Genomic DNA, 15,588 nt, shown 5'->3' with positions numbered 1-15,588 from the left:
CCCCGCCGGCGCTTGAGGCGCGGGGGCCGGGGCGGAGCCCCGTGGCGTAGGACGGTTACCCGCCCCACGCCACGGAGGGGCTCAGCCCAGGTCGATCTGGCCGTACAACGGGAACCCGGCCAGCAGATCCGTCGCCCGCTGGGCAACCTCGTCCGCAACCTTCGGCTCCAGCACGTGACTCGCCTTCGACACCGCCCCGGACTTCGTGGTCCCCGGCTCGGCGGCCGCCAGCACCCGGTCCATGAGCGCCGCGATCTCATCCATCTCGCCCGCGCCGAGCCCCCGCGTGGTCAACGCCGGCGTACCGATACGGATGCCGGACGTGTACCACGCCCCGTTCGGGTCCGCCGGAATCGCGTTGCGGTTCGTGACGATGCCGGAGTCGAGCAGCGCCGACTCGGCCTGGCGCCCCGTGAGGCCGTAGGAGGACGCCACGTCGATGAGGTTGAGGTGGTTGTCCGTGCCGCCGGTGACGAGCGTCGCGCCGCGCCGCGTCAGGCCCTCTGCCAGCGCCCGCGCGTTGTCGACGATGCGCTGCGCGTAGTCCTGGAACGCGGGCTGCCGCGCCTCGGCAAGGGCGACCGCCTTCGCGGCCATGACGTGCGGCAGCGGCCCGCCGAGCACCATCGGGCAGCCCCGGTCGACCTGGTCCTTCAGCGAGTCGTCGCACAGCACCATGCCGCCGCGCGGACCGCGCAGCGACTTGTGGGTGGTCGTGGTGACGATCTGCGCGTGCGGCACCGGGTCGAAGTCACCGGTGAGCACCTTGCCCGCGACGAGCCCCGCGAAGTGCGCCATGTCGACCATGAGCGTCGCCCCGACCTCGTCGGCGATCTCCCGCATGATCCGGAAGTTCACGAGGCGCGGGTACGCGGAGTAACCGGCGACGATGATCATCGGCTTGAACTCGCGGGCCTGCGCGCGCAGCGCCTCGTAGTCGATGAGCCCGGTGGCGGGGTCGGTGCCGTAGGACCGCTGATCGAACATTTTTCCGCTGATATTCGGCCTGAAGCCGTGCGTGAGGTGACCACCGGCGTCCAGCGACATGCCGAGCATCCGCTGGTTGCCGAAGGCCTGGCGCAGCTCGGCCCAGTCCGCCTCGGTGAGGTCGTTGATCTGGCGGACGCCGGTCTTCGCGAGGAACGGCACCTCGACGCGGTCGGCGAGCACGGCCCAGAAGGCGACGAGGTTGGCGTCGATGCCGGAGTGCGGCTGCACGTACGCGTGCCGGGCACCGAACAGCTCGCGGGCGTGCTCCGCGGCGATCGACTCGACGGTGTCGACGTTGCGGCAGCCGGCGTAGAAGCGGCGGCCGATGGTGCCCTCGGCGTACTTGTCGCTGAACCAGTTGCCCATGGTCAGCAGCGTCGCCGGGGACGCATAGTTCTCGGACGCGATCAGCTTGAGCATCTCGCGCTGGTCGGTCAGCTCCTGCGCGATGGCGTCGGCGACGCGCGGCTCCACGCCCCGTACGACATCGAGGGCGGCGCGGTACGCGGTGGATTCGGGGGTCAAGCGGGCATCGGTCATGGGGGCAGCCTCCGGACACGGTCGATACGCGGTCGGTTCACGGGTGGTCGGCCCAGGCGCACGGCACACACGGCTCGGGCCGCTCCCCGATGGTCGATCCCATCCCAGCGCGCCAGTCACGGCCCTGCCCTCACCCTACTCAGGTTTGCCACACCGAGTCCGCTCGGGTCTCGCCGGTCGACCGGGCTCGTCCGGCCGGGGGTTCGGGGGTTGTCCCCCGGGAAAGCACAGCGGGCGCGTCGTCCGGCGAGGTTTCCACGTCCACATCGCGAGCGACGATAGGAAGGGGCCACAAGCCCGTCCCACACCCAGCGCCACGAGCCGCGACGAACGGAGATCCCGTGACTTCTGTGACTCCACCGACCACCGCAGGACACGCCACGCAGGACTTCATCACCTCCTCCGAAGACCACGGCGCGCACAACTACCACCCGCTCCCGGTGGTCGTCGCCACCGCCGAGGGCGCGTGGATGACGGACGTCGAGGGGCGCCGCTACCTCGACATGCTCGCCGGCTACTCGGCGCTCAATTTCGGGCACGGCAACCGTCGCCTCATCGAGGCCGCGAAGGAGCAGCTGGAGCGGGTGACGCTGACGTCGCGGGCCTTCCACCACGACCGGTTCGCGGCGTTCTGTACGGAGCTCGCCGAGCTGTGCGGCATGGAGATGGTGCTGCCGATGAACACGGGCGCGGAGGCCGTCGAGACCGCCGTGAAGACCGCCCGGAAGTGGGGTTACCGGGTCAAGGGCGTGCCGGACGGGCGGGCTCGGATCGTGGTCGCGAGCGACAACTTCCACGGCCGTACGACGACCATCGTCAGCTTCTCCACCGACGAGGAGGCGCGCGCCGACTTCGGTCCGTACACGCCGGGCTTCGACATCGTCCCGTACGGGGATCTGGACGCGCTGCGCGCCACGGTCACGGACGAGACGGTGGCGGTGCTCCTCGAGCCGATCCAGGGCGAGGCGGGCGTGCTCGTCCCGCCGCCGGGCTATCTCGCGGGCGTACGGGAGCTGACGCGCGAGCGGAACGTGCTGTTCATCGCCGACGAGATCCAGTCGGGGCTCGGCCGCACGGGACGTACCTTCGCGTGCGAGCACGAGGGCGTGGTGCCGGACATGTACGTGCTGGGCAAGGCGCTCGGCGGCGGGGTCGTGCCGGTGTCGGCGGTGGTGTCGAGCAAGGCCGTGCTCGGGGTGTTCCGGCCGGGCGAGCACGGGTCGACGTTCGGCGGGAATCCCCTCGCCTGCGCGGTGGCCCTCGAGGTGATCGCGATGCTGCGCACCGGGGAGTTCCAGGAGAGGGCGGCGGAGCTGGGCGAGCATCTGCACGCCGAGCTGGGCCTGTTGGCGGGGACGGGGAAGGTCACCGAGGTGCGCGGGCGCGGCCTGTGGGCGGGCGTCGACATCGATCCGTCGTACGGGACGGGCCGGGAGATCTCGGAGAAGCTGATGGACCGCGGGGTCCTGGTGAAGGACACCCACGGGTCCACCATCCGGATCGCCCCGCCGCTGGTGATCAGCAAGGACGATCTGGACTGGGGCCTCGATCAGCTGCGGGCGGTGCTGGGCGCGTAGGCCCTTTTACCGAGGCTCACAGGATGACGTGGGGCAGGAAGCGGGCGTACTCGTCCGTGACAAGCCCCGCCGATTCCCGGATGCCGAGGCCGGCCGCCTCGTCCTCGACGACCCACGCGCCGAGGACGACGCGGTTGCCGTCGAAGTCGGGCAGCTCGCTCAACTCCTGGTAGCAGCAGGGCTCTTCGGGGGCGGGCGGGACGGACCCGGGTTCGTGGATCGTGACGCCCGCACCCTCGCGCCCGAGCAGCGGCTTCGACACATAGCCGGGGCCGGTCGGATCGGTCGCCAGCTCGCGCGGGCCGTCGAGGTAGGCGGGCAGCAGGTTCGGGTGGCCGGGGTACAGCTCCCAAAGCACCGCGAGGAGCGCCTTGTTGCTGAGCAGCATCTTCCAGGCGGGCTCGATCCACATCGTCGTACCCGTGCCGCCGCCGTTGTCGAGGCCGGCGAGGACGTGCGGGGCGAATTCGTCGGAGGTCAGCCATTCCCACGGGTACAGCTTGAAGCAGCTGCGGATGAACCGGAGTTGGTTGTCGACGAAGCGCTCGGAGAGGCTGTCCCAGCCGATCTCCTCCATGGAGATCCAGTCGGTCTCCAGGCCCGCCTGTTCGGCGGTCTCCTTCAGATATCCGACGGTCATCAGGTCCTCGCCGAGTTCGTCGGCCGAGGAGTGCGCGAAGTAGAGCGGGCTGCCCGGCGGGAGCAGGGCGGCCTGCTTCTTCCAGGCGTCGACGAGCCGCTCGTGGAGCGAGTTCCACTGGTCGGCGCCGGGGAACCGCTCCTCCATCCAGAACCACTGGGGGCTCGCGGCCTCGACCAGGGAGGTGGGGGTGTCGGCGTTGTACTCGAGGAGCTTCGCGGGGCCTGTGCCGTCGTAGCGCAGGTCGAACCGGCCGTAGACGGACGGGAGTTCGGCGCGTCGCTCCCAGGCCTCGGCGACCGCCGCGGCGACGCCCGGGTCGGTGATCCCGAGGTCGGCGAAGCGGTCGTTGCGGACGATGTGTTCGGCCGCGGCGAGGCACATGCGGTGCAGCTCCTCGACGACCTCTTCGAGCGCCTCGACCTCGGGGAGGGAGAACTCGTAGTAGGCGCTCTCGTCCCAGTAGGGGCGCAGCGAGTCGTCGGGGTAGCGGGTGAGCGGGTAGATGAGCCCCTGTTCCTCGACGGTCTGCTGCCAGCCGGGGCGCGGGGTGATGGTGTGTCGCTTCATGGGTTTCTCGGGCCGTCCCGGCTCAGCCGCCGGAGCTTCCGCCCTTGCCGCCGCTGCCGAAGCCGCCGCGGGTGACGCCGCCGCCCGAGGACTTGGTGAAGGAGCCGCTGCCGACGCGGCTGCCCTTCTTCTTGCCGCCGTAGTACCAACTGCCGTTCACCGAGGACTTGGTGGACGAGGACTTGCAGTACTTGTCGGAGACGACCTTGTAGCCCTTGGACGCGTTGTAGCTGTTGCGGTCGATGCAGCGCTTGTCGACGTCGGAGTCCGAGGAGCAGGCGGTGAGCGCGGCGGCCAGCAGACCCACGCTGCCGAGCGCGACGGTGCCGGAGCGCAGCCGCCGCTGGGTGGCCGCCTTGTTCGCGGCGTCCTTGCTGTCCTTGCTGTCGTTCATGACGTTTCCCCCGTGATTCGCCGTACTTTTCCGTTCTCTGTGCCCGCCCTAGGGCAGGACCCGGCACAGGGTATCCAACGCGCCCGGCCATGCGTGATCGGGCGGGGTTCCGTAGCCGACGACCAGGGCGTCCATGGGGTCGTCCGGCGCGGGCGCGTCCTCGTGCCGGAATTCGGCCAGGCCGGAGATGCCGAGGCGCTGCCAGGCGGCGGCCTGTACGACGGATCGCTCGGTGCCGGGCGGGAGTTGGAGCACGGCGTGCAGTCCGGCCGCGATGCCGGTGGCGCGCACTGCCGGGGCGCGCTCGGCGAGGGCGGCGACGAGCTGGTCGCGGCGGCGCCGGTAGCGGAGCCGGGCGGCGCGCACATGACGGTCGTACGCGCCGGATTCAAGGAACTCGGCGAGGGTGAGCTGGTCGAGGACGCCGCAGGACCAGTCGGTGTACCCCTTGGCCTCGACGACCTCGTCGACGAGCGACGCGGGCAGCACCATCCAGCCGAGCCGCAGTCCGGGGGCGAGGGACTTGCTGGCGGTGCCGAGGTAGACGACGCGGTCCGGGTCGAGGCCCTGGAGGGCGCCGACGGGCTGCCGGTCGTAGCGGAACTCGCCGTCGTAGTCGTCCTCCAGGATCAGCCCGCCGGTGCGCCGCGCCCAGTCGACGACGGCGGCACGACGTCGCGCGTGCAGGGCGACGCCGAGAGGAAACTGGTGGGCGGGAGTAAGCAGAGCAGCCCCCTCCCCACCCAACTCCCTCACATCCGCACCCTCTTGGTCGAAGGGAAGCGGCCGGGTCCGCAGTCCCGGCCGGGTCAGATAGCCCCAATGCAGATCGAGCCCGTACGACTCGACGGCGACGTCGCGCACGCCGCGCCGGTGCAACACCTCGCCGAGCAGGATCATGCCCTGCACGAACCCGGCGCAGACGACGATCCGCTCCGGCGAGGCCTGGACGCCGCGGGCGCGGGCCAGATAGGCGGCGAGGGCGGCGCGCAGTTCGGGGCGGCCGCGCGGGTCGCCGTAGCCGAGGGCATCGTTCGGGGCGGCGTTCAGGGCGCGGCGGGCGGCCTTCAGCCATTCGGCGCGGGGGAAGGAGGCGAGGTCGGGGCGGCCGGGCATGAGGTCGTAGCGGTACCCGCCGAAGGGGACGCGGTTCGTGACGGGGACCGGCGTCGGCGCCCGCCCCGGCCGCTCGGCCACCCGGGTGCCGGAGCCCTGCCGGGCGGTGAGCCAGCCCTCGGCGACGAGGTCGGCGTAGGCGTCGGCGACCGTGTTGCGGGCGAGGCCGAGGTCGGCGGCGAGGGTCCGGGATGCGGGCAGCCTGACACCGGGGGCGAGCCGCCCGCCGCGTACGGCTTCACGGAGCGCGTCGGTGAGGCCGCGCCGTACACCGCCGGAGGCGCGCGGCTCGATGTGCAGATCGATACCGAGCGCCCGCCCGGAGACCGAATTGGCCCAAGATTCTTCCACGTAAATGGACCATACTCCTGGGCTACTCCCTTCGTAGGCTCGAAGCATGACGAACAACGAGAACAGCACCGACAACGCCCCGTACGTGCACGAGCACACCCCCCGCCTCGACTGGTCCCGCCAGGCCCCCGAGGTCTTCAAGGCGATGATCAAGCTGGACGCGGCCGCCCGCGCGGGCGTGGACCCGAAGATCGCCGAACTCGTGAAGATCCGCGCCTCGCAGATCAACCGCTGCGCCCTCTGCCTCGACATGCACACCAAGGACGCCCTGGCGGCGGGCGAGAGCGTGGAGCGGATCATCCAGCTCAGCGCGTGGGAGGAGTCGCAGCACTTCTACACGGAGAAGGAGATCGCGGCCCTCGAACTGACCGAGGCGATCACGGTCCTCACCGACGGTTTCGTGTCGGACGAGGTCTACGAGAAGGCGGCGAAGGTCTACGACGAGCAGGAGCTGGCCCAGCTGATCGCCGCGATCACGGTCATCAACGCCTGGAACCGCTTCGGCGTCTCGACCCGCCAGTCGCCGGGCCACTACACGCCTGGGGACTTCAAGTGACCGCTCGTACGCGACAGTTGGACGCCGGGGTCCGGACGGCGATGCAGGCGCTGAGCGCCGCCGCCAAGAAGGGCCTCGGCGACCCGGTCCTCGCGGAACTGGTGGCGATCAGGGCCTCGCAGCTCAACGAGTGCGCGTTCTGCCTGGACATGCACGTGGACATCGCGGTGCGCACGAACGGCGAGACCGCACACCGCATCGCGCTCCTGAACGCATGGCGCGAGGCGGGCGCGGTCTTCGACGACCGGGAAAGGGCTGCCCTCGCACTCACGGACGCGATGACGCTCCTGACGGACGGCTACGTCCCGGACGAGGCGTACGAGGCGGCGGCAAAGCACTTCTCGGAACAGGAACTCGCCCACTTGATCGCCTCGATCGTGGTCATCAACAACTGGAACCGGCTGATGGTGAGCCGGCGCATCGAGCCTGGAGGCCCCGCATGGTGAGTCCGAGCGCCGCCGATACGTTCCGCGCCCTGCACCACGACCGCTCCCCCGCCGACCCGCTCGTCCTCCCCGGCCCGTGGGACGCGGCGAGCGCCCGCGTCTTCGAGGAAGCCGGCTTCCCTGCCCTCGCGACACCGTCCGCCGGAGTCGCCGCGTCACTCGGCTACGAGGACGGGCAGACCCCGGCGGACGAGATGTTCGCGGCGGTCCGCAGGATCGTGCGCGCGGTGTCGGTGCCGGTGTCGGCGGACATCGAGGCCGGCTACGGGATCGCCCCGAAGGAACTGGTGGAACGCCTCCTGGAAACGGGAGCCGTGGGCTGCAACCTGGAGGACTCGCACCCGGACGGCACACTCAACGACCCGCACGCGCAAGCGGATTGGCTGGCCGAGTTCCGCTCGGCGGCATCCGACCGCGTCGTCCTGAACGCCCGCATCGACACGTTCATCCGCGGCGCCGCGGACCCGATCGCCGAGGCGGTGGAACGCGCCCGCCTGTACATCGCCGCGGGCGCGGACTGCGTCTACCCGATCGGCGCACCGGCGGAGGCTGTTCCGGCCCTGCGCTCCGGCATCGAGGGCCCGATCAACGTCGGCGCCCCGCCCGACGGCCCGTCCCCGCGCGAGTGGGGCGAACTGGGGGCCACCCGGATCACGTTCGGCCCGGGCTTGCAGCGGAGGGCGATGGGGGCGGTGCGGGAGATCGCGGAGGGGTTGCGGTAGGTCCGCTCCCGCAGACGTGGACTGCAGACGTGGACTGCAGGCGTGGACTGCAGGCGTGGACTGCAGACGTGGACTGCAGACGTGGACTGCAGACGTGGACTGCAGACGTGGACTGCAGACGTGGACTGTGACGGCTGTCTCCGACTTCGTCGTAGTGAGCCGTCACAGTCCCGGCTGGTTACTTCTTCGGGAGCCACTTCTTCCACGTCGAGCGGTGGGTGTCGACCCACTTCTTGGCTGCGGCTTCCGGGGTGAGCTTCTTGTCGGCGATCAGGAGGGAGACCTCGTTCTGGTCGTCCGTCGTCCACTTGAAGTTCTTCAGAAGCTGCGCCGCCTCGCCGCCGTTCTTGGCGAAGCCCGAGTTGAGGTACTTCTGGAGCGGCGTCGTCGGGTAGGCGCAGGTGATCTTCTTCGGGTCGGCGTCGCAGCCCTCCTTGTACTTGGGCAGCTTCACCTCCGTCATCGGCACCTGCTTCGTGAGCCACTGCGGGGTGTACCAGTACGAGAGGAACGGCTTCTTCTGCTTGGCGAACTGCTTCATCTGTGTGATTTGGGCGGCCTCGGAGCCCGCGAACACGACCTGGTAGTCCAGGTTCAGGTTCTTCACCAGCGCCTTGTCGTTCGTGACGTACGAGGGGGAGCCGTCGAGGAGTTGGCCCTTGCCGCCGCTCTCCGCCGTCTTCAACTGGTCGGCGTACTTGTTGAGGTTCTTCCAGTTGGTGACGTCGGGGTGCTGCTTCGCGAAGTACGTCGGGACGAACCAGCCGATGTGGCCTGTGACGCCGAGGCCGCCACCGTTCACGATCGTCTTCTTGTCCTTGACGTAGCGCTGCACCTGGTCGGGGTGGCCCCAGTCCTCCAGGATCGCGTCGACGCGGCCCTGGCTGAGGGCGTCCCACGCGGGAACCTCGTCGACCTGCACGGTGTCGACGCGGTAGCCGAGTTCGTGCTCCAGGAGGTACTGGGCGACCGCCACGTTGGCCTGTGCGCCGACCCAGGACTGGACCGAGAGGGTCACCGTTTTCGCGCCCTGGGCGTTGGCGTACGGGGACGCCTGCTTGGTCATGTCGGCCGCGCCGCAACCGGTGGCCGTGAGGAGGAGGGTCGCTCCCGCGACTGCTGTGAATGTCTTGCGCGTTCGTCGCATGTCACGCGTCCTTTCCTGCGCCGGTACGGCGGCCCGTCGGCTGCGTCACCCGGTCCAGCATCAGGCCGAGGCAGACGATCGCCGCGCCCGCGACCAGGCCGGTGGCCAGATCACCTTGCGCGAGGCCGAAGACCACGTCGTAGCCGAGTGCGCCACCGCCGACCAGGCCGCCGATGATGACGACGGCGAGGACCAGGACCACGCCCTGGTTGACGGCGAGCAGCAACGCCGGGCGGGCGAGCGGGAGTTGGACCTGGCGCAGCTGCTGCCACGTGGTCGCGCCCATCGAGCGGGACGCCTCCATCGCGGCCGGGTCCACCTGACGCAGGCCTTGTGTCGTGATGCGTACGACGGCGGGGAGCGCGTAGACGACGGCCGCGGCGACCGCCGGGGCGCGGCCGACGCCGAAGAGGGCGACGACCGGGATCAGATACACGAACTGCGGCATCGTCTGGAAGACGTCCAGGACCGGGCGGAGCAGCCGTTCGATGCGCTCACTGCGGGCCGCGCCGATGCCGATCGCCACGCCGAGGACCAGCGTGACCAGTACCGCCGCGATGACCTGCGAGAGCGTGTCGAGCGACGGCTTCCATACGCCCAGTGCGCCGATCGCGGCCATCGCGAGGACCGCGGTGAGCGCGGTGCGCCAGGTGCCGATCAGCCAGGCGAGCGCGGCGACGATCAGCAGCACCGACCACCAGGGCAGCCAGGTGAGGCCGTCGCGCACCGGGTTGAGGATCCCCGTGGTGAAGTGCGCGGCCCAGTCTGCGGTGCCGCCGATGTACGGGACGCCCGTGTAGAGGTGGTCCGTCATCCAGTCGACAGCGTCGTTGACGGGCGTCGCGATGGTGACGACCCACGAGTCGGGCCAGTCGAGGCGGTCCATGAAGCGGGTCGCCAGCGCGACCACCACGGTGCCGAGCGCGACCACGCCCCACTTCCACGGGGCCGGGGCCGAGTCGTGCGAGCCCATCCGCTCCCCCGCCGCGGCCGTGACCCGGTCGAGGACGACGGCGAGCAGCACGATCGGGATGCCGGCCGCGAGCGCGGCGCCGACGTCGACGGAGGCGAGCGCCTGGTAGACGCGGTCGCCGAGGCCGCCCGCGCCGATCACGGAGGCGATGACGGCCATGGAGAGCGCCATCATGATCGTCTGGTTGAGGCCGAGGAGGAGTTCCTTGCGGGCCAGCGGCAGGCGCGCGCTCAGCAACCGCTGGCGGGCCGTGGCACCCAGCGAGGTGACGGCCTCCATCACGCCGCCGTCCACCGAACGCAGGCCGAGCGCGGTGAGGCGGGCCATCGGCGGGGCGGCGTAGACGACCGTGGCGAGCACGGCGGCCGGGACGCCCATGCCGAAGACGAGGACGACCGGGAGGAGGTACGCGTACGCGGGCAGCGCCTGCATGGTGTCGAGGACCGGGCGCAGACCCCGGTACATGGTGTCGCTCAGGCCTGCGGCGAGGCCGAGCAGGGCGCCGACGATCACCGAGATGAGCACGGCGATCACCATGAGCGCGAGCGTCTGCATGGTGGGCACCCACATACCGAGGATGCCGCACGCCAGGAAGGCGATCGTGGCGAACGCGGCGCTGCGCCAGCCGGCGACGCGCCAGGTGATCAGCCCGACCGCCGCGGTGACGCCGGCCCAGCCGGCCGCGAGCAGCACGAGGTAGACGGCGCGCACGGAGAGGACGACGGCGTTGCTGATGTAGCCGAAGAAGTACAGGAACAGCGGGTGGCTGTCCCGGTTGTCGATGATCCAGTCCGTGGCCTTGCCGAGCGGTTCGGTGAGGTCGACGGTGAGGTCGTGCGGCCAGGTGCCGCTGGACCACTTGGCGTGGGCCAGCGGGACGAGAACCGCGGCGACGACGACGAGCAGCACGATCTTGCCCAGGGCGCGGTTGCGCCAGAAGGGGCGGGGCCGCTCAGCGGTACTTGTGGCCGGAGCGGCCGTTACGGCAGCAGCCATCAGTCGGCCTCCGTGCCGTCGGTCTTCCGGTCACCCGCGGCCGGGGCCTCCTCGTCGCCCGAATCAGCCACATCAAGCCCCTGCGGCGATTGAGCCGAATCAAGCCCCGCCGGCGATTGAGGCGCGGGGTCCGGGGCGGAGCCCCGCGGCGTGGGGACGGTGCCCGCGTCGAAGGGCGTGCCGGCCACCACACTCAGCAGGCGCTCATGGTCGACGACGCCAACACACTCACCCGCCTCAACCACCCGCACCGCAAACCCGCTGGAAGCAACCGTCTCGATCGCCTCCGAAACCGTCGCGTCCGCCGAGATCGAAGGACCCCGGTCCGCCTCGTCCGCGTCGGCGGGCCGCATGGCCCTGCGTACGGTCATGACCTGCTCGCGCGGCACGTCCCGGACGAACTCACGGACGTAGTCGTCCGCGGGCGCGCCCACGATCTCCTCGGGCGTGCCGAGCTGGACGACCTTGCCGTCGCGCATCAGGGCGATGCGGTCACCGAGGCGCAGCGCCTCCTGGAGGTCGTGGGTGATGAAGACCATCGTGCGCCCCTCCTCGCGGTGCAGGCGCACGACCTCCTCCTGCATGTCGCGCCGGATCAGCGGGTCGAGCGCGCTGAACGGCTCGTCGAACAACAGCACTTCCGGATCCACGGCCAGCGCGCGCGCCAACCCCACCCGCTGCTGCTGGCCACCGGAGAGCTGACCGGGGCGGCGCTGCTCCAGGCCGTCGAGGCCGACCTTCGCGACGACCTCCATCGCCTTCGCGCGACGCTCGGCGCGGCCCATGCCCTGGATCTCCAGGCCGTACGCGACGTTGTCGAGGACCGTGCGGTGCGGCAGGAGGCCGAAGTGCTGGAACACCATGGCCGCGCGGTGCCGGCGCAGTTCGCGCAGGCGGGACTTGTCCATGGCCAGGACGTCCTCGCCGTCGATCTCCAGCTTCCCGGACGTCGGCTCGATGAGCCTGGTCAGGCAGCGTACGAGGGTCGACTTGCCGGAGCCCGACAGGCCCATGACAACGAAGACCTCGCCCCTCTTCACGTCGAACGACACATCGCGAACGGCGGCCGTGCAGCCGGTCTTGGCCCGCAGTTCGGCGGCGCTCAGGTCCGCCAACTCGGCCTGTTCCGGCACACGTTCGGCCTTCGGTCCGAAGACCTTCCACAGATTGCGTACGGCGAACACGGACTCGGACCCGGAATCGGTCCGCTCACCGGCGCCCGCGGAGGACGCAGAAGACATCGTCGCGCTCATCACGCATCACCACCCAGCAGTTCGGCGCACTTCTCCCCGACCATGAGCACCCCGATCATCGGGTTCACCGCGGGCATCGTCGGGAAGACGGACGCGTCGGCGATACGGATGGAATTCAGCCCGCGGACCTTCAACTGGGGGTCTACCACGGCGAGTTCGTCGTCCGCAGCACCGATGCGGCAAGTTCCCGCGGGGTGATAGACGGTGTGCGCGACCTTGCGCGCGTACTCGCTGAGCGCCTCGTCGTCCGTGATGTCAGGACCCGGGCAGACCTCGCGCTTGAGCCAGCCGGCCAGCGGCTCGGTCTTGGCGATCTCGCGGGCGATCTTGATGCCGTCGACGAGGGTCTTGCCGTCGTAGTCGTCCTCGTCCGTGAAGTAACGGAAGTCGAGGGCGGGCTTGACCTCGGGGTCCGCGCTGGTCAGGTAGACGCGGCCACGGCTCTTCGGCTTGGGGATGTTCGGCGTCATGGACACCCCGTGCTCCGGCTGCTCGTAGCCGAGGCGCTCCGGGTTGTCCGTGAACGGGATTTGGTAGAAGTGGAACATCAGGTCGGGCCCCGATGCCTCCGGATCCCGCTGGATGAACAGGCCCGCGTCGGAGTCCATGGCGCTGTTCTCGGGGATCGGCCCGTTCGTCTCCCAGACGATGACCGACTCCGGGTGGTCGAGCAGGTTCTCGCCCACGCCCGGCAGATCGTGCAGGACCGGGATGCCGAGGGCCTCCAGGTCGGCCTTCGGGCCGATGCCGGAGTGCATCAGCAGGCGCGGCGTGTCGACGGCGCCGGCGCACACGAGGACCTCGGTGCGCGCGGATATGAGCTTCTCCACGCCGTCCTTGCCGCGCACGCGCACGCCGCGCGCGGTGAGCCCTTCAGCGCCCTCGTCGAACTCCAGCTTGTACGCCCAAGTCTCAAGGAGGAGCGTCAGGTTGGGGCGGTCACCGGCCTCCATGTGCGGGTGCAGGTACGCCACCGACGCGCTGGAGCGCTTGTTGTTCTCGGGGTGGTACGCCAGGTCGAAGAAGCCGACGCCGTCCTTGAACGGGCCCTTGTTGAAGCCCTCGACGCGCGGCACGCCCGTCGCGGCCTGCGCGGCCTCGACGAAGTCGCTCGCGATCGCGTTCCGGTCCTTGGCGTCGACCGGCACGACGTTGTTGCGCAGCTTGGAGAAGTACGGGTCCATCGTCTTGTGGTCCCAGCCCTCGGCGCCCGCGGCCGCCCACTCGTCCCAGTCGCCGGGCAGCGGCTTGAACGAGATGAGCGTGTTGTGCGACGAGCAGCCGCCCAGCACCTTGGCGCGGCTGTGCAGGATGTGCGAGTTGCCGCGCGGCTGCTCGGTGGTGGTGTAGCCGTAGTCCAGGTCGCCGCCGAGCAGGCCGAGCCAGCGGCGCAGCGTCAGCACGTCGTCGCGGTCGATGTCGCTGGGGCCACCCTCGATGACGGCGACGGTGACGTCCGGGTTCTCGGTGAGCCGGGAGGCGATCACCGATCCCGCGGTGCCGCCACCGACGATGACGTAGTCGTAGGTGTCTTCAGACATTGCTCAACTCCAAGGCGTTGCAAGGTGCTTCGCGTAATGGGGGACGTACGGGGGGGGACGGGGACCGGACGGGGTGGATCAGCCCGCGAACCAGCGGACCGGCTTCGGCGCCAGGTTCTGGTAGACGTGCTTGCTCTCGCGGTACTCGGCGAGCCCGGCGGGGCCCAGTTCGCGGCCGACGCCGCTCTTTCCGAAGCCGCCCCACTCGGCCTGCGGCAGGTAGGGGTGGAAGTCGTTGATCCAGACGGTGCCGTGGCGCATGCGGCGCGCCATGCGGCGGGCACGCCCCGCATCGGTGGTCCACACGCCGCCCGCGAGGCCGTACTCGGTGTCGTTGGCGAGCGTGACGGCCTCGTCCTCGGTGCGGAACGTCTCGACGGTGAGGATCGGACCGAAGGTCTCCTCGCGGACGACGCGCATCTCGCGGTGGCACTGGTCGAGGACGGTCGGCTCGTAGAAGTAGCCGGTGGCGGGCCGCACCTCGGAGGCCTCGGGGCGCTTGCCGCCGCAGCGCAGCACGGCGCCCTCGGCGAGCGCGGAGGCAACGTAGTCCTCGGTCTTGGCGCGCTGGGGCTCGCTGACGAGCGGGCCGCACTCGACGCCGTCCTCGGTGCCGCGGCCGAGGCGGATCTTCTCGGCGCGGCGGGTGAGTTCGGCGACGAAGCGCTCGCGCACGGACTCCTCGATGATGAGGCGGGCACCGGCGGAGCAGACCTGGCCGCTGTGGATGAAGGCGGCATTGAGCGCCTGGTCGACGGCGGTGTCGAAGTCCTCGTCCGTCTCGCACGCGTCGGCGAAGACGACGTTCGGGTTCTTGCCGCCGAGCTCGAGGGCGACCTTCTTGACGCCGGCCGCGGCGGCCTGGGCCACCTTGGTGCCGCTGACCAGGCCGCCGGTGAAGGAGACGAGGTCGACGTCGGGGTGGTCGGCGAAGCGGGCGCCGACGGAGGCGCCGGGGCCGGTCACGATGTTGGCGACGCCCTGCGGCAGCCCGGCCTCGACCAGCAGCTCGACGAGCACAACCGTCGTCAGCGGCGTGATCTCGCTCGGCTTGATGACGAAGGTGTTGCCCGCGGCGAGCGCCGGGGCGATCTTCCAACTCGCCTGGAGGAGCGGGTAGTTCCAGGGCGTGATCATGGAGCAGACGCCGACGGGCTCGTGCACGACGACGCTGTGGATGTCGTCGGAGCCGGCGTCGACGACGCGGCCCGCGCCCTCACCGATGACGAGATCGGCGAAGTAGCGGAAGGCGTCGGCGACGCAGTCGACGTCGACGCGGCCCTCCTCGACGGTCTTGCCCGCGTCCCGGCTCTCCAGGAGGCCGATCTTCTCCCGGTCCCGGACGAGGAGGTCGGCGACGCGACGCAGCAGCGCGGCGCGCTCGGCGACGGGCGTCGTCGGCCAGGGGCCCTCGTCGAAGGCCTTGCGGGCGGCGGCGATCGCGGCGTCCGCGTCCTCGGCGCCGCCCTCGGCGATCACGGCGAACGGCTTGGCATCCGCAGGGTCGAGGATCTCGCGCGTGGCCCCTGCTGCGGCCCCGCGCCACTCTCCGTCGACATGAATGGTGTTCTGCACTGACACGACCTGCTTCGCCTTCCGTTCCGGGAATGTCCCCCGAGCACCGCAAACGCCCTTTCGGCGCTCTCTCCGGTGACGTCGGAAGCCCCTGCCCCGACGTATGGGAAGCATGCCCGTACGTCGACGAAAGTGCGCTGTGTCACGACACGGCGCGAGTGCGGGCGGCGACGCTGCGTGAAAGCAGGGCCGGCCGCCCGC

General features: G+C 70.5%; 13 protein-coding genes and 1 riboswitch. Of the genes, 4 read left to right on the top strand and 9 right to left on the bottom strand.

Translation table 11 applies throughout. The features are described 5' to 3' along the window. Nucleotides 1-81 precede the first annotated feature (81 nt). On the bottom strand, nt 82-1,530 hold the full coding sequence (locus tag OG746_RS09220; RefSeq protein WP_266713298.1) for a glycine hydroxymethyltransferase: 1,449 nt from the start codon (nt 1,528-1,530) through the stop codon (nt 82-84). A 43-nt stretch (nt 1,531-1,573) separates the two neighbouring features. Then, nucleotides 1,574-1,660, bottom strand: a riboswitch (ZMP/ZTP riboswitch). A 220-nt stretch (nt 1,661-1,880) separates the two neighbouring features. On the opposite strand from OG746_RS09220, the gene rocD reads away from it, so the two are divergent. After that, on the top strand, nt 1,881-3,107 hold the full coding sequence (gene rocD / locus OG746_RS09215) for an ornithine--oxo-acid transaminase (RefSeq protein ID WP_266718801.1): 1,227 nt from the start codon (nt 1,881-1,883) through the stop codon (nt 3,105-3,107). Nucleotides 3,108-3,123: 16 nt separating this feature from the next. Here rocD and OG746_RS09210 read toward each other — a convergent pair whose 3' ends face one another. From OG746_RS09210 to pdxR, 3 genes are read right to left on the bottom strand one after another with little or no spacing between them, the layout of a single operon-like run. Next, nucleotides 3,124-4,317: a glutathionylspermidine synthase family protein gene (locus OG746_RS09210; protein WP_266713296.1), complete on the bottom strand. Its 1,194-nt coding sequence runs from the start codon at nt 4,315-4,317 to the stop codon at nt 3,124-3,126. 22 nt (nt 4,318-4,339) lie between these two features. Then, nucleotides 4,340-4,711 carry a hypothetical protein gene (locus OG746_RS09205; RefSeq protein WP_266713294.1) on the bottom strand — a complete coding sequence of 124 codons (372 nt, stop codon included), beginning with the start codon at nt 4,709-4,711 and terminating at the stop codon, nt 4,340-4,342. A 48-nt stretch (nt 4,712-4,759) separates the two neighbouring features. Continuing rightward, nucleotides 4,760-6,178, bottom strand: a complete 1,419-nt coding sequence (gene pdxR / locus OG746_RS09200; RefSeq protein WP_266713292.1) for a MocR-like pyridoxine biosynthesis transcription factor PdxR — start codon at nt 6,176-6,178, stop codon at nt 4,760-4,762. 46 nt (nt 6,179-6,224) lie between these two features. On the opposite strand from pdxR, the gene OG746_RS09195 reads away from it, so the two are divergent. From OG746_RS09195 to OG746_RS09185, 3 genes are read left to right on the top strand one after another with little or no spacing between them, the layout of a single operon-like run. Next, complete coding sequence (locus OG746_RS09195; RefSeq protein ID WP_266713290.1) at nt 6,225-6,734, top strand: carboxymuconolactone decarboxylase family protein; 510 nt, start codon at nt 6,225-6,227, stop codon at nt 6,732-6,734. Then, on the top strand, nt 6,731-7,180 hold the full coding sequence (locus OG746_RS09190; protein ID WP_266713288.1) for a carboxymuconolactone decarboxylase family protein: 450 nt from the start codon (nt 6,731-6,733) through the stop codon (nt 7,178-7,180). Before OG746_RS09195 ends, OG746_RS09190 begins: the two co-directional genes overlap by 4 nt. After that, nucleotides 7,174-7,902: an isocitrate lyase/PEP mutase family protein gene (locus tag OG746_RS09185; protein ID WP_266713286.1), complete on the top strand. Its 729-nt coding sequence runs from the start codon at nt 7,174-7,176 to the stop codon at nt 7,900-7,902. The genes OG746_RS09190 and OG746_RS09185 overlap by 7 nt, the downstream gene beginning before the upstream one ends. 178 nt (nt 7,903-8,080) lie before the next feature. On the opposite strand, the gene OG746_RS09180 is transcribed toward OG746_RS09185, so the two are convergent. From OG746_RS09180 to OG746_RS09160, 5 genes are all read right to left on the bottom strand, one after another. Next, nucleotides 8,081-9,049 carry an ABC transporter substrate-binding protein gene (locus OG746_RS09180; protein ID WP_266713284.1) on the bottom strand — a complete coding sequence of 323 codons (969 nt, stop codon included), beginning with the start codon at nt 9,047-9,049 and terminating at the stop codon, nt 8,081-8,083. Nucleotide 9,050: 1 nt separating this feature from the next. Beyond that, nucleotides 9,051-11,018 (bottom strand): ABC transporter permease, encoded by a 1,968-nt coding sequence (locus tag OG746_RS09175; protein WP_266713282.1) that lies wholly within the window; start codon nt 11,016-11,018, stop codon nt 9,051-9,053. Then, complete coding sequence (locus tag OG746_RS09170; protein WP_266713280.1) at nt 11,018-12,259, bottom strand: quaternary amine ABC transporter ATP-binding protein; 1,242 nt, start codon at nt 12,257-12,259, stop codon at nt 11,018-11,020. The genes OG746_RS09175 and OG746_RS09170 overlap by 1 nt, the downstream gene beginning before the upstream one ends. An 11-nt stretch (nt 12,260-12,270) precedes the next feature. Then, a complete protein-coding gene (locus OG746_RS09165; RefSeq protein WP_266713278.1) occupies nt 12,271-13,812 on the bottom strand; it encodes a GMC family oxidoreductase in 1,542 nt (513 codons plus the stop codon). Between the two features lie 78 nt (nt 13,813-13,890). After that, nucleotides 13,891-15,393 (bottom strand): aldehyde dehydrogenase family protein, encoded by a 1,503-nt coding sequence (locus tag OG746_RS09160; protein ID WP_266713276.1) that lies wholly within the window; start codon nt 15,391-15,393, stop codon nt 13,891-13,893. Nucleotides 15,394-15,588 lie beyond the last annotated feature (195 nt).

It is taken from the genome of Streptomyces sp. NBC_01016, from assembly GCF_026341035.1.
GTDB lineage: Bacteria > Actinomycetota > Actinomycetes > Streptomycetales > Streptomycetaceae > Streptomyces.
Note: the sequence above shows the minus strand (reverse complement) of the source record. Positions and strands in the feature narration are given on the sequence as shown.

Coding starts and splice junctions, on each gene's coding strand:
- OG746_RS09175 (WP_266713282.1), bottom strand. CDS start 11,018: ATGGCTGCTGCCGTAACGGCCGCTCCGGCCACAAGTACCGCTGAGCGG.
- OG746_RS09210 (WP_266713296.1), bottom strand. CDS start 4,317: ATGAAGCGACACACCATCACCCCGCGCCCCGGCTGGCAGCAGACCGTC.
- OG746_RS09195 (WP_266713290.1), top strand. CDS start 6,225: ATGACGAACAACGAGAACAGCACCGACAACGCCCCGTACGTGCACGAG.
- OG746_RS09185 (WP_266713286.1), top strand. CDS start 7,174: ATGGTGAGTCCGAGCGCCGCCGATACGTTCCGCGCCCTGCACCACGAC.
- OG746_RS09165 (WP_266713278.1), bottom strand. CDS start 13,812: ATGTCTGAAGACACCTACGACTACGTCATCGTCGGTGGCGGCACCGCG.
- OG746_RS09180 (WP_266713284.1), bottom strand. CDS start 9,049: ATGCGACGAACGCGCAAGACATTCACAGCAGTCGCGGGAGCGACCCTC.
- OG746_RS09220 (WP_266713298.1), bottom strand. CDS start 1,530: ATGACCGATGCCCGCTTGACCCCCGAATCCACCGCGTACCGCGCCGCC.
- OG746_RS09205 (WP_266713294.1), bottom strand. CDS start 4,711: ATGAACGACAGCAAGGACAGCAAGGACGCCGCGAACAAGGCGGCCACC.
- OG746_RS09170 (WP_266713280.1), bottom strand. CDS start 12,259: ATGTCTTCTGCGTCCTCCGCGGGCGCCGGTGAGCGGACCGATTCCGGG.